A 13,230-nucleotide genomic window follows, 5' to 3' on the forward strand; every position below is an offset into this window, starting at 1 on the left:
GCTTACGCCTCCCCCGCGCCAAAACTATGGCGGAATGCCGCGATGGCGGGAGCAGGGACACGCCAGGAGCCACAATGCAGGTTGGCCGCCTGGTAGCCTCGTTCAACCAGCGCCTTGTAATGCGTAACGGCATGCTGCGGCTCGACCATACCCAGTGTTGTAGGATAACCAAATTTGCCGGAGAACAAGCTGGAGAGAATACAGCCGGTAATATGATGGGCGTTATCGTCATCCGCCGGATATTGCAGCGCCCACTCCAGCGCTTTGGGTACATAAATTCGATGCTGGATCTCGCCGGGAGCACGTAATGCGCCACCTTCGGTAAACAGAATATCGCCTTGAGTTTCCAGTCGCTCAATCGCCTGCGCAGTATCAAAGCAGTGCGGATCGGAATCATCAACAATCAGAGTCCCCGGGCGCAGGCGGGTGATATCTACCACATTCGGCACGTTGGTTGCGCCCACGAGCGTCGTCGCCTGGTAGATCTCTTCCGGGCAGGTACGTTGTGAAGGCACAAAACGCAGCTCCCCCTGATAATCTAGCTCCTCGCGCAGATAGCGCATGAATGTTTCCAGCGCATCGCGCCGCGTGTAGAGATCGCACAATGTCAGACTGCGAGGATGCGGTAGCACTTTCAGCATCAGAGACAGCGCAGCAGTCCCCACCGATCCCAGACCAATAAAGCTCAGATCTTCTTCTGCCAGATTGCGCCCTGCTGCCTGTAGCAGTTTTTGCAAAGACAGCACCACCGCCGAGGTGGTGGTGGCATGCCCGGTGGTGATTGACGGTTGGCCGGGCTGATGACGAATGGCCTCGCCGTAGCGGGTTGCTGATGGGATCAGCCCGGTCAGCGAAACGCTACGCGCGCCCAGCGACTGCGCAATATTCAGACTCTGTTCAACCAGCCGCACGATATCACCGCTTTGCGAGTAAATTTGCCCATAAGTACGTGGCAGCGTCAGCGTGGCAATGCGTCCTTCAGGTAGCTGTCGGATATTGCTAAGCAGCGGCAGATCGCCGCAGATCCCATGAGTAATATCGCGCAAACTGAAACCGTTCCCGACCACGCGGTCGTTCAGACAGGTAATGGACACCGCATCCACAGGTGCTTCTTCACCTGCCGCAAACAACGTCAGCAGCGGGCGGCGATCGAGGGTCAGCCAGGGCGCTGGCTGCGTCTTCAGCATCTCTTGTACTTCATTGCCGGTTTTGGCGCGCTGCGACAGCTGGGCTAACAGTTTATTTTTTAATTCAGGAGTCAGGGTTGAAAGGGATGCAGAAACACTGGACATATCAGTTTACCTTTTGCTCACGAAAGTGGGAGGGAGCTAATTCGCGCAACAGCGCCAGGCTGGTTAGCGTAGCGTCGAGGGGGATGCCAAAATCAATCAGGCAGGCGATTTCATTCACCCCCATGGCACTCAGGGTGTGGGTCAGACGGCGGCATTTTTCGACCGGGCCGAATAATGCGCCCTGCTCGAAATAACGTTCGAAGGCAAAGTCGAGAAATTGCGTCTTATTGTCATTCACATTCTGACGAACATCCGCATCCACAAGGCTGTCGTATTGCCGGATATACCCTTCGAGGTAGCGCAACATCGGTTCCCGAACCAGCTCCTTTGCCCGCTGGACATCATTATCCAGATAGGTATGAAGCATGACGCTAATCGTCCCGCTGTGCGGATCCAATCCCGCCCGCTCGCGCGCCTGACGGTAGTTGTGAATATTTTCTTCCAGCAGGCTGAGGGAGTTGCCCAGCATACATAGCACATTGCAGCCCTGCTCTCCGGCGCGCACCCAACCTTCAGGTGAGCTGCAAGTCAACCAGTAGCGCAGCGTTGGCTGGATCGGGCGCGGCCATGTGCGTACCTCAACACTCTCCCCGTCTACACCCGCAACGGCGACCGCCTCTCCACGCCACAGGCGCTGCATCTGCTGCATACCACTGGCAACGCGCTCACGCCGGTCATGCCAGGCCTCAGGCCGTAACGCAAAGTCACCTTTATGCCATCCGCTAGCCAGCGCCAGCGCCACGCGGCCACCAGAGAGGTTGTCGACCACTGACCACTCTTCCACGATGCGCACCGGATTATGCAGCGGTACCACCACGCTACCGGCGCGCAGCTCGATATTTTTGGTGCGCACCGCCAGCGCTGCGGCCAGCACGGAAGGGTTGGGGTAAAGGCCGCCAAATGGGGTGAAATGGCGTTCAGGCAACCAGATCGCTTTAAAACCGTGCTTATCGCCAAATTCCGCACAGCGAAACAGCAGGTCGTATTTATTCCCCGCACCTTCTTCATCATTAGCCGAGAAAAAAAACAGGCTGAAATCCAGCTCCCCTGCGGCTTCTGGCTGCGGCTGCTGCGCCCGTTTAACACTGCGCTGACGCAGATGCTCCCGCTGCTGCGATGTTAACGCCGCCAGTTTTTCTTTCAGAAATTCATTCATGACGCTTGTCCCTGCTCTCCCAGCAACAACGCTTCCAGCTCTTCTTCAGATAGCTCACCCAGTTCCTCCAGCAGCGCATTCAACTCTGCAGTGTCTACGCTATTCAACAAACGCTGTTCGACTAGGGCGCTGAGATCGCTGATGGTGGCGGCATGCAGTAACTCAGAAAGGTGTACTTCACAACCAAAGTGGGCGTTGACTTTGCTGACGATTTGCAAGGCCCAAAGGGAATTGCCGCCAAGGTCAAAAAAGTTTTCATCCGCACCAATTGACGGTAAGGCCAGCACTTCCTGCCAGATAGCAGCAATCTGCTGATGAACGTCATTCTGTGGCTGCGTGCTGCCTGTATCGGGTTGTTTCATCGTGAGGTTCCCAGCTGAAGAAAAGTTAGGGGATACAGCCTGCGGAGTGATCATCTGGCTGAACAGGGACTGGATCTCCTGCTGGCTGCGATACTCTTTGCCGTCCAGGTTCAGACTGACACCGCCCTTAGCCAGAAGCTGACTGAGCTGCGCGGTATCCGGCACAAGATGGGGCTCTGCCCAGTGGTAGCCACGCTCAAAGGTGTAGCCCGGCAGGCGAAAACGTTGCAGATCTAACGGTGCCGTCATCAATCCACTCAGATCGATGGGCTGGCCATGCGCCCACAGGTCACCCGCGGCCTGCAACAGCGCGCTGACTGACTTCCCGGCTTGCATCACATGCGGCTGGCTGCTGATAACCGTGGCCTGAGGTAACACGCCGCGCGTCAGCGATGTCAGCACCGTACCGGGACCACATTCAACAAAAATATCTGCCCCCTGCGCGGCGGCACATTCCAGACCGGCGGCAAACTGCACCGGGCGGCGAATATGATCCGCCCAGTACTGGGCCGAAAGCGCCTGCTCTTCGCTCAGCAGCTGTCCACTGACGTTGGAGACAATCGGGATGGTGGGAGGGTGGCGTGGCGTGGCGGCCACTGCCTGAGCAAACTCGGTTGCTGCCGGGACCATCGCCGCAGTATGGAAAGCATGAGAGGTGTGCAACAGTCGGCAGGCGATCCCCTGCCTTTCCAGTTCAAGGCTGAACTGCTCAAGCTGAGCTGCATCGCCCCCCACCACGCAGGCGTTATGCTGGTTGATAACGGCGATCTCCAGCTCCGGCGGCAGCTGCTTCTGCAAGGACTCCGCATCTGATGCTACGGACAGCATGCGTCCGGGCTTGGACGCCTGCATTAAACGACCACGAAGGCAAACCAGGCGCATTGCATCATCCAGTGAGAAGACACCTGCCAGGAAGGCTGCCACCCATTCGCCGATGCTGTGCCCCAGTAGCACCGCAGGCGCGATCCCCTGCTGGCACCACCACTGCGCCAGCGCCCAGCTGGTAGCAAACAGAGCCGGCTGCGCCTGCTGCGTCGACATCAACGTTTCGCCTTCCGCCGCCAGCAGTGCCAGCAGATCGCCACCACCATGACGTCGCATGCTCTCCGCCACTTGATCCAGCCAGCGGCGGAAATCGGCACGTTGCCGGTACAGCGGCAGCATCATCTGCGCATGCTGGGATCCCTGACCGGGAAAGAGCAATGCCAGCCGTCTGCTGCCAACCTCCGCCATTGATGTTGGCCGAAGCGACTCTAACGCGTTCACTGCCTGCGCGATATTTTCAGCGACCACCGTAGTGCGGCAGGTAAAATCAGCGCGCGTCGACGCCAGCGTGGTGGCAAAACCCGGCAGTTCGGCATCGTTGCGTGACGCCAGCGCCGAAGCCAACTGGTGACACTGATTTTCCAGCGCGGCGTGATTTTTTGCCGACACCACCAGCAGTGATGCTTCAGGTGCTGGCAATGGCGCTGCGCATGCCTCGGGAGCCTGTTGCAGGATCAGATGGACATTGGTGCCACCGATCCCGAAGCTGCTCACGGCTGCCTGGCGGGGCTTTTCCCCACATGTCCATGGTTCCGCCTGTAGCGGAATGCGAAACGGCGAGTGCGCGAGCTCCAACGCAGGATGTGGCGTTTCACAATGTACTAGCGGCGGGATCACCCCCTCCCGTACGGTGCAGCAGGCCTTAATCAACCCGGTCACGCCAGCGGCCGCACCGAGGTGACCAATATTCGCCTTAATGGAACCCAGCGCGCAGTAAGCGGTGCGCCCGGTGGCACTGCTCCATGACTGCTTAAGCGCGGAAATTTCAATCGAATCGCCCAGCTGCGTTCCCGTACCATGGGTTTCCACATAGCCAATATCTTCTACATCGGCTTGCGCCACCGCCAGCGCTTCAGCAATCACGCGCGCCTGACCACTGACGCTGGGAGCGGAATAGCCCACTTTGTCGTTGCCATCGCTGTTGACCGCACTGCCAGAGATCACGCCGTGGATAGCATTGCCATCGCGTAATGCGTCATCCAGCCGTTTTAGCGCCACCAGCGCCACGCCAGCACCGTCGATGGTGCCATTGGCCTGCGCTGAAAAGGGGCGACACAAGCCATCCGGTGAGAGAAAACCGCCAGGGATCGCTCGCTGGGATTCGGGCCGAAAAGCGGGGATCGCCGCCCCGCCCGCCAGCGCAACATCGCATTCCCAGGTCAGCAGGCTGTTACAGGCTAAATGAACGGCCAGCAGGGAGGTTGAACATGCGGTATTGACGCTAATGGCAGGCCCCCCTAACCCTAAGCGGTAAGCCAGCAGCGTTGCCGCGCTGTCTTTGCGGTTGATCATTTGCAAATAATCGGCCCCTAGCGCGGCCTGATGGCGGGGATTGTGCTGTAAGTGCTCTTCGTAATAGCGAGAGTGGCGCACACCAGCAAAGATACCGGTGCGTAAACGCTGGCTTTCCTGACAGGCATTCGCCTGCTCCAGCGCCAGCCAGCCCTGCTCCATCAGTAAGCGTAACTGAGGGTCAAGCGCTTCGGCTTCGATCGGGGAATAGCCAAAAAAAGCCGCGTCGAACCATTCCGGGCGGGTCAATAATGGCCGGCGATGTATCCAGTTCTGACCGGGTTTTTCTTCAACCGTTGGCGGAAATTCAGGTATAGAAACTTTGCCGCTACTAATATTTCTCCATAAAGTATCGACATCTTCAGCATCAGGAAAAACGCCCTGCATTGCAACAATAGCAATATTCATTTTACCCACCAGGAAATAGCAGCCATTAATAAACAAAGCTCAAAAAAGAGCTTTGTTTCTGATTAAAAACTTATATTCCTGGCAAAAAAGAACTCAAAATAAGGGAGGAAAGCCATAATGGCTTCTAAAACCCTTGCTAAGATAAATCGTATTAAATCATGAATTGAATTTATTGATTCCAACTATAAACCTCAATGTAAATAACTGTCAACGCAACTGAAATAAAAACGAAACATTTAAAGCATATGTATAAATACAGGACAATATACAGAATAAAAACCTATATAATCAGGAAATAAGCAGCACTATAAACCTGAAAACAACCAATAATCAGTTAACAAGCCAATGAGGCGAAAAATACAATCACATAAAAATTAAAATCCAAAAAACACACCAAAGAACAGCATAAGAAATTATAAAAAAACTAAAAACAGCATTTAATATCAAAAAATTACTGGCATTCATCAACAGCAACAGTTGACGTTACGATCATAGATTTTTCTTATAGATTAACTCGCCTAATAGTTTCTTCTCAAAACAAACTGCTTCATCCCGCCCCTGATAAACGCCATAATTTTCAATAATTTGATACCCACTCATCAGATAAAACTGCACCGCCGACTGATTGATCCTGCGCGTTTCAAGCCTGACTGCCCGGTAACCCTGCCCAAATGCGGCCGCTTCAAGTGCCTGGAGGATCGTTCGTCCCAGCCCTTGCCTCTTCTCTAACGAAAACATTCTTTTGATTTCACATGCCTGCGCCGTTAATGGGCGAAAACCGCCGCAGGCAACCGCCTTTCCATGTTTTACTGCCAGCAGAAAAAGTGCCCCTTCAAGGGAAAAGTCGGACAGGTCTGCACGTTTCGAACCATCACTGCCGCTGATATTTGAAAGGGATGAGTTTAAAAGCGCTATTAACTCTGCAACCTGCTTATCCTCCGCCGGTCGTTTAATTATTTTTATTTCAATGCTCATTTAAATCTCTCCGTTAAAATCCCTATAAGGATAATAGTAGCTGGTATAACGTTAAAAATGTTAACTAACGGCGACAGAATTAAAGTCAGGGTTCCCGCCACAACGAACCTCACCTCCTGTTCAGGAAAAAATCCACACCCAGTTCACATTCCATTCTGGTACTAAATCCATTTTGTAATGTTGTATAAATTAGCTCCGCATGATTTATAGCCTGTGCTATGCCTTATAGCAATAGCTAACTATGCCGCTTTTTTATACTTTTATGGGGGTTGTGATGCCTGAACGGCTTTGGATTAAACGTGGGCTGTGCGCCCTGCTCGTTGCTCTGTTACCGCTGGCCCCGGCCAGCGCCGTTGAAAAATTCAAGGTGATCACCACCTTCACCGTGATCGCCGATATGGCGAAAAACGTTGCCGGGGATGCCGCCGATGTCGCCTCGATCACCAAACCGGGGGCGGAGATCCATGAATATCAGCCGACGCCGGGCGATATCAAGCGCGCTTAGGGGGCGCAGCTGATCCTTGCCAACGGCCTCAATCTCGAGCTCTGGTTCCAGCGCTTTTACCGTCATCTCTCCGGGGTGCCGGAGGTCGTGGTCTCTGACGGAATCGCGCCGATGGGCATCAGCGAAGGGCAATACAGCGGCAAACCGAATCCACACGCGTGGATGTCGCCGAAAAATGCGCTGATCTACGTCGATAATATCCGCGATGCGCTGGTGAAGTATGACCCGGACAACGCGGCAACCTATCGCCAGAACGCTGAAGCCTACAAAACCAAAATCAGCGCTGCCGTTGCCCCGGTCGAGCAGGCGCTGGCGCAGATCCCCGCCGACAAGCGCTGGCTGGTGACCAGCGAGGGCGCATTCTCCTACCTGACGCGCGACTTCGCCCTGAAGGAGCTGTACCTGTGGCCGATTAACGCCGACCAGCAGGGTACGCCGCAGCAGGTGCGTAAAGTGATCGACACGGTGAAGCAGCAGCAGATCCCGGCGGTGTTCAGCGAGAGCACCGTGTCGGATAAAGCCGCGCGCCAGGTGGCGCGGGAAACTGGCAGCCACTATGGAGGCGTGCTGTATGTCGACTCGCTGAGTGCGGCAGACGGCCCGGTGCCGACCTATCTCGACCTGCTGCGCGTCACCAGCGAAACCGTGGTCAAAGGCATCAACGAGGGGTTAGCAAAATGAACTAGCAGCCCGGTATCGACGTCAGCCAGCTGACGGTCACTTACCGTAACGGGCACACGGCCCTGCGCGACGCAACCTTACAGATCCCGGCCGGCAGCATTGCCGCGCTGTTCGGCATCAACGGCTCCGGGAAGTCGACGCTGTTTAAGGCGATTATGGGCTTTGTGCCGCTCTCCAGCGGGTCAATCACCCTGCTTGGCATGAGCGAAAAACGCGCCCTGAAAAGTAACCTCGTCGCCTACGTCCCGCAGTCCGAAGACGTCGACTGGTCGTTCCCGGTGCTGGTGGAGGATGTGGTGATGATGGGCCGCTACGGGCACATGGGGATGCTGCGCATAGCGCGGGCGGAAGACAAACGGCTGGTCGCTGCGGCGCTGGAGCGCGTCGGTATGGCTGATTTCCGCCAGCGCCAGATTGGTGAACTCTCCGGCGGACAGAAAAAACGCGTGTTCCTCGCCCGCGCCATTGCTCAGCGCGGGCAGGTGATCCTGCTGGATGAACCCTTTACCGGGGTGGACGTTAACACCGAAAGGCAAATTATCAGCCTGCTGCATGAGCTGCGCGCCGAGGGCCGCACCATGCTGGTCTCTACCCATAATCTCGCCACCGTCAGCGACTACTGCGATCATACCGCCATAGTCAAAGGCACGGTGCTGGCCTGCGGGCCAACTGCCACCACCTTCACGCGGGAGAATCTGGAAAATGCCTTCAGCGGCGCGCTGCGCGGCGTCGAGTTTAGCGATGAGCTACCGCAGCCGGGCCTGACGGTGGTTGGGGGGCAGCGCTGATGGCGTGGCTGGCGGAACCCTTTCACTACCAATATATGCTGAACGCCATGTGGGTTTCGGCGCTGGTCGGCGGCGTGTGCGCCTTTCTCTCCTGCTATCTGATGCTTAAGGGCTGGTCGCTGATGGGTGATGCGCTGTCGCACTCGATTGTGCCCGGCGTGGCGGGAGCCTATATGCTGGGCCTGCCGTTCGCGCTGGGTGCCTTTCTCTCCGGCGAGCTGGCGGCGGGCAGCATGCTGTTTCTCAACCAGCGCACCCGGCTGAAGGAGGATGCGATTATCGGGCTGATCTTCTCCTCTTTCTTCGGCCTCGGGCTGTTTATGGTGTCGCTTAACCCCACATCGGTAAATATTCAGACCATCGTACTGGGCAATATTCTGGCGATTGCCCCGGAAGATATCCTGCAGCTGGCGATAATCGGCTTTACCTCACTGCTGATTTTGCTGGTGAAGTGGAAAGACCTGATGGTGACCTTCTTCGACGAGAACCACGCGCGCTCGGTCGGCCTCAATCCCACCCCCCTGAAGCTGCTGTTCTTCACCCTGCTGGCGGCCTGCACCATCGCCGCGCTGCAAACCGTCGGTGCCTTTCTGGTGATCTGCCTGGTGGTCACGCCGGGGGCGACGGCGTATCTGCTGACCGACCGCTTCCAGCGTCACCAGCTTCTTCGGCGCCTGGGTTAGCTACTATCTCGACGGCGCAACCGGCGGCATTATCGTGGTGGCGCAGACGCTGGTGTTTCTTATCGCCTTTGTCTTCGCCCCGAAACACGGGCTGCTTGCGCGCCGCCGTCGGGTCAGCCAGGGGGAGGAGGTACGATGAGTCTGACAGAGCTGCTGCTTAGTCCGTTTGAGTTTGATTTCGTGCATGCCGCGCTGACCATCTCGGTGATTGTCGCTATTCCCTGCGCCCTGCTCTCCAGCTTTATGGTGATCAAAGGCTGGTCGCTGATGGGCGATGCGATGAGCCACGCGGTATTTCCCGGGGTGGTTATTGCGTGGATCGCCGGCATCCCGCTGGCTATTGGCGCATTCTACGCCGGGCTGTTCTGCGCGCTGGCGACTGGCTACCTGAAGGAGAACAGCCGCATCAAGCAGGATACGGTGATGGGGATCGTCTTCTCGGGGATGTTTGCCGTCGGCCTGATTATCTATATCTCCGTCAAGTCAGAGGTGCACCTCGACCACATCCTGTTTGGCGACATGCTCGGCATCTCGCCTGCGGATATCTGGCAGAGCGGCGCAATTGCCGGTGTGATTGCCATGATTATCGGCATCAAGTGGCGCGATCTGGTCCTGCACGCGTTTGACGCGCAGCAGGCCAAAGCCTGCGGGCTGAATACCGCGCTGCTGCATTATGGGCTGCTAAGTATGATTGCCCTGACTATCGTTGCCACGCTAAAGGCGGTCGGTATTGTGCTGTCGATTGCGCTGCTGATCGCGCCCGGGGCAATTGCCATTCTGCTGATGCGCCGCTTCTCTTCGGTGATGATCTGCTCGGTGCTGCTGTCGGTGGTGGTCTGTTTTAGCGGCACTTACCTGTCATTCTTCCTCGACAGCGCGCCCGGCCCGACCATTGTGCTGCTGTTCGCTGTGCTGTTTATCGCCGCGTTTATCTTCTCGGCCAGGCGCGATCGCCACGCTATCACTGCCCGCTGAGAATAAAAAAAAAGCCCGCTGTGTTCTGAACTGCACCCCAAAAGTTGGATACCCAACTGAGTAAGGTGCAGTTTTTTATGAGCAAGTATTCTCTCAGCTTTAAGCTTAAGGTCGTGCAGCACTATCTTTCCGGACTGGAAGGGCATAAGGCTACGGCTAAGCGCTTTGGTATCGAGCACAGCGCCGTTCGTAAATGGTCGGCCGCCTGGGAACTTCATGGTGAAGCCGGTCTGACTACCCGCCATTTCTCCTATTCGCCGGCCTTTAAAGAGTCCGTTATTCTGCATATGCGTGAACACCGGCTGTCCGTTCGCGAAGCCTGTGCAAAGTTCACTATTCCTGCCTTTTCTTCGGTTTGTCAGTGGGAACGACGGTATGATGAAGGCGGTCTTGAAGCCCTGACAGACAACCGCCGCAGGAAAAAAACGATGCCGGAACAACCTGAAAATAAGGCAGTCGCCCCTTCGCAAACGGACCTCAACCCGGATGAGCGTGAGGAGCTTGAACAGCTACGCGTTGAAGTGGCCTATCTAAAAAAGCTGCAGGCCTTACTCAGGGAAAAAAACGCGGCGAAACGCGTCATAAAACGCAGGTCGTGAATGAGCTAAGGCCGCAGTTTCCTCTGGCCCGCCAGTTAAAAGCGGCGGGTCTGGCGAGAAGTACGTTTTACTGGCAGCTGGCCTGCGGTAAGAAGCCGGACAAATACGCCGATGATAAGCAGCAGATTTTAACGCTGTTCCACAAGCATAAAGGGCGGTATGGGTACCGGCGCATCGCGCTTGCCGTTCGCCGGGAAGGCAGTCAGCTGAATCACAAAACGGTTCAGAGGCTGATGCAGCACCTGGGGTTAGCATCCTGTATCAGAGGGAAGAAATACACCTCTTACAAAGGCCGATACGGCAAAGCCGCCGGCAATGTTCTGAACCGTCAGTTCAGCGCGGACAAACCCAACCAGAAGTGGGTAACGGACGTGACGGAATTTAAAATTGGCGGTGAAAAACTGTATTTATCCCCGGTTCTGGACCTGTATAACGGTGAGATCGTCGCGTATCAAATGGAAGCTCGCCCGCGCCTGTCAATGGTTGACGATATGTTAACTAAGGCGCTGGCCGTTCTGAGTGAAGGTGAACACCCGCTGCTGCACTCAGATCAGGGCTGGCAGTATCAGATGGCACACTATCAAAAGCGTCTCAGGGAAGCAGGGCTGAGGCAGAGCATGTCACGAAAGGGAAACTGCTATGACAACGCGGTGATAGAGAGCTTCTTCGGCATGCTGAAAGCGGAGTGCCTGCATCTGGGTGAGTATCGAAATATTAGCGAGTTACGAGCAGGTATTGAAGAATATATCGACTATTACAACCATGAAAGAATAAAACAAAAGCTAAAAGGCCTGAGTCCGATAGAGTACCGAACCCAGGCCCCAATAGCCGCCTAAGATAAATCGTCCAACTTTATGGGGTCAGTTCAAAACCTGAGCGGGCTTTTTGTTTTTTATCACGGCTATCCAGGCTTCGACCAGACAGTATCAGACACCGCCCCCTGATAGCGCGAATATTCTCCGCCCTACCCGCCAAATGCGTGAAGCCCAAAGCCAGACAAGGAAGTTCAGGTTTCCAGCAGGGCTTCCCCGTTATTTTTAGCCAGCTTATTCAGCGTGACCTTGATAATTATCTGCAGCGCTGGGTGTGGTAAAGCCGCCGTGTTCCAGTTCTGATAATGAGTAATTGCAGGGGATGTTAACGTCGGCGTGTACCACATGACGCGTTGTTTTTGCCGGATACAATCGACGTTGAACCCCTCGTGCAATCACATCTTCAGGGAGAAGGTCAAATTCAGTTCGCCATGAACGTAGTTCCACTTGTGAATAATCCAGTAAAAGACAGGGAACGTACGCAAATAAATGGCGCCTCGCAAACTCCCGGCGATGGTGACCATCCATAATGATGAGAGAAGTTCGCTCAACTAAAATAGGCTGATGCCAAACGCCCTCATGAATAATATCACGTCCCACCTGTAATACGCGCTCCTCGATAAAATCTTCTGTAGGTAACAGTTGATGCGGAGCCAGTAAAACTATTCGGCACGGAGCAGCCGTTTTTTTTGCAGTAAAACTTTTATCCATTATCAGTTTATCCATCATATCGATACGGTATTCAGACACTTTCATTTTCCTTAATACATACAGCGTTAATCCGCTAGCATCTCGTCATCAACGTAAAACTCCCGTGTCCACATCGGCGGCTCGACTGTAGCAATGAGTCAGATTAGGATCGACTACCCAGTTGACGTTTAATCTTTGAAATGACAATTTCCAAATTTTCATGAATAAAAAAATGGCCCCCATCAATGGAGATAAAATTAATTTCCCCCTGAATAATATTCTGCCAGCCGTTTATTTCCTCTTCCGATACGCTTTTATCCCGCAGACCGTAAAGGATGGATGAATTGCTTTTAAGATGTGGCGTGGAACAATAACGATAGTTGTCAGAAAGGGCGAAATCGGCACGCAGAATGGGAAGATAAAGCTCCAGCATCTCTTTGTTTGCCAGCAGCGCCGGCGGCGTACCGTCAAGGCTGACCAGTTCGCTGATAAGTTCTTCATCGCTCAACGCTGAACGCCCCAACGACGGATGACGATCGGCCGCAGAGCGACTGGCGGACAGGAACAGGTGAAACAGCGAATAGCCATTAGCGGACTGAAGTTTTCGCGCCAGCTCATAGGCGATCAACCCACCATTGCTATGCCCGAAAAATGCAGTGGGCACGTCCAACTGCGGGATAATATTTGCATAAATCGCATCCACCATCTGGCCACAATCGGCAATAAGCGTTTCATTATAGCGCTCGCCGCGCCCCGGATACTGGACACCAATCAACTCGATATCCCCGGTAAAATAATCGGACCAGTGACGGAAGACCGAAACGCTTCCTCCTGCGTAGGGGAAACAAAATAATCGTAAGCGTGGCCTGGTGCAGACGTTTAACCGTTTAAACCACAGATGGGACGGAGACGACGAGCGCGCCAGTGGATCGCCTGTCTGAACGTGTTGTCGGATACTTTTCATCGA

The 13,230-nt window shown here is 54.9% G+C and carries 9 protein-coding genes and 2 pseudogenes; 5 read left to right on the forward strand and 6 right to left on the reverse strand.

Going from position 1 to position 13,230, the window contains the following annotated elements; translation table 11 throughout:
* Window positions 1-2 precede the first annotated feature (2 nt).
* From A1830_RS13700 to A1830_RS13715, 4 genes are all read right to left on the reverse strand, one after another.
* Window positions 3-1,292 carry a hypothetical protein gene (locus A1830_RS13700; RefSeq protein ID WP_067706999.1) on the reverse strand — a complete coding sequence of 430 codons (1,290 nt, stop codon included), beginning with the start codon at window positions 1,290-1,292 and terminating at the stop codon, window positions 3-5.
* A gap of 1 nt (window position 1,293) precedes the next feature.
* On the reverse strand, window positions 1,294-2,448 hold the full coding sequence (locus tag A1830_RS13705; RefSeq protein ID WP_067707003.1) for a MupA/Atu3671 family FMN-dependent luciferase-like monooxygenase: 1,155 nt from the start codon (window positions 2,446-2,448) through the stop codon (window positions 1,294-1,296).
* Complete coding sequence (locus A1830_RS13710; protein WP_156485005.1) at window positions 2,445-5,555, reverse strand: type I polyketide synthase; 3,111 nt, start codon at window positions 5,553-5,555, stop codon at window positions 2,445-2,447. Before A1830_RS13710 ends, A1830_RS13705 begins: the two co-directional genes overlap by 4 nt.
* A gap of 489 nt (window positions 5,556-6,044) precedes the next feature.
* Window positions 6,045-6,530, reverse strand: a complete 486-nt coding sequence (locus A1830_RS13715; RefSeq protein WP_067707009.1) for a GNAT family N-acetyltransferase — start codon at window positions 6,528-6,530, stop codon at window positions 6,045-6,047.
* 274 nt (window positions 6,531-6,804) lie between these two features.
* On the opposite strand from A1830_RS13715, the pseudogene A1830_RS13720 reads away from it, so the two are divergent.
* From A1830_RS13720 to A1830_RS22215, 5 genes and pseudogenes are all read left to right on the forward strand, one after another.
* A pseudogene (locus A1830_RS13720) lies at window positions 6,805-7,716 on the forward strand (metal ABC transporter substrate-binding protein).
* Window positions 7,717-7,730: 14 nt separating this feature from the next.
* Window positions 7,731-8,504 (forward strand): manganese/iron ABC transporter ATP-binding protein, encoded by a 774-nt coding sequence (locus tag A1830_RS13725; RefSeq protein ID WP_067707013.1) that lies wholly within the window; start codon window positions 7,731-7,733, stop codon window positions 8,502-8,504.
* Window positions 8,504-9,326: pseudogene (locus tag A1830_RS13730) on the forward strand (metal ABC transporter permease). Before A1830_RS13725 ends, A1830_RS13730 begins: the two are co-directional and overlap by 1 nt.
* Window positions 9,323-10,162 (forward strand): metal ABC transporter permease, encoded by an 840-nt coding sequence (locus A1830_RS13735; RefSeq protein ID WP_067707016.1) that lies wholly within the window; start codon window positions 9,323-9,325, stop codon window positions 10,160-10,162. The pseudogene A1830_RS13730 and the gene A1830_RS13735 overlap by 4 nt, the downstream one beginning before the upstream one ends.
* A gap of 77 nt (window positions 10,163-10,239) precedes the next feature.
* A protein-coding gene (locus A1830_RS22215; protein ID WP_156485006.1) for an IS3 family transposase occupies window positions 10,240-11,597 on the forward strand; the annotation gives its coding sequence in 2 pieces (ribosomal slippage) (window positions 10,240-10,702 and window positions 10,702-11,597; 1,359 coding nt in all).
* A gap of 210 nt (window positions 11,598-11,807) precedes the next feature.
* Here the strand turns inward: A1830_RS22215 and A1830_RS21540 are convergent.
* Together A1830_RS21540 and A1830_RS13750 are read right to left on the reverse strand one after the other, a co-directional pair.
* The gene (locus tag A1830_RS21540) at window positions 11,808-12,323 is read right to left on the reverse strand and encodes a ParB N-terminal domain-containing protein (RefSeq protein ID WP_197473337.1); all 516 of its coding nucleotides are present in this window, start codon (window positions 12,321-12,323) and stop codon (window positions 11,808-11,810) included.
* Between the two features lie 103 nt (window positions 12,324-12,426).
* Window positions 12,427-13,227, reverse strand: a complete 801-nt coding sequence (locus A1830_RS13750; protein ID WP_082804175.1) for a thioesterase II family protein — start codon at window positions 13,225-13,227, stop codon at window positions 12,427-12,429.
* Window positions 13,228-13,230 lie beyond the last annotated feature (3 nt).

Origin of the sequence: Erwinia sp. ErVv1 (assembly GCF_900068895.1) — a bacterium.
Lineage (GTDB): Bacteria > Pseudomonadota > Gammaproteobacteria > Enterobacterales > Enterobacteriaceae > Erwinia.

Coding starts and splice junctions, on each gene's coding strand:
- A1830_RS13735 (WP_067707016.1), top strand. CDS start 9,323: ATGAGTCTGACAGAGCTGCTGCTTAGTCCGTTTGAGTTTGATTTCGTG.
- A1830_RS13750 (WP_082804175.1), bottom strand. CDS start 13,227: ATGAAAAGTATCCGACAACACGTTCAGACAGGCGATCCACTGGCGCGC.
- A1830_RS13715 (WP_067707009.1), bottom strand. CDS start 6,530: ATGAGCATTGAAATAAAAATAATTAAACGACCGGCGGAGGATAAGCAG.
- A1830_RS13710 (WP_156485005.1), bottom strand. CDS start 5,555: ATGAATATTGCTATTGTTGCAATGCAGGGCGTTTTTCCTGATGCTGAA.
- A1830_RS13705 (WP_067707003.1), bottom strand. CDS start 2,448: ATGAATGAATTTCTGAAAGAAAAACTGGCGGCGTTAACATCGCAGCAG.
- A1830_RS13700 (WP_067706999.1), bottom strand. CDS start 1,292: ATGTCCAGTGTTTCTGCATCCCTTTCAACCCTGACTCCTGAATTAAAA.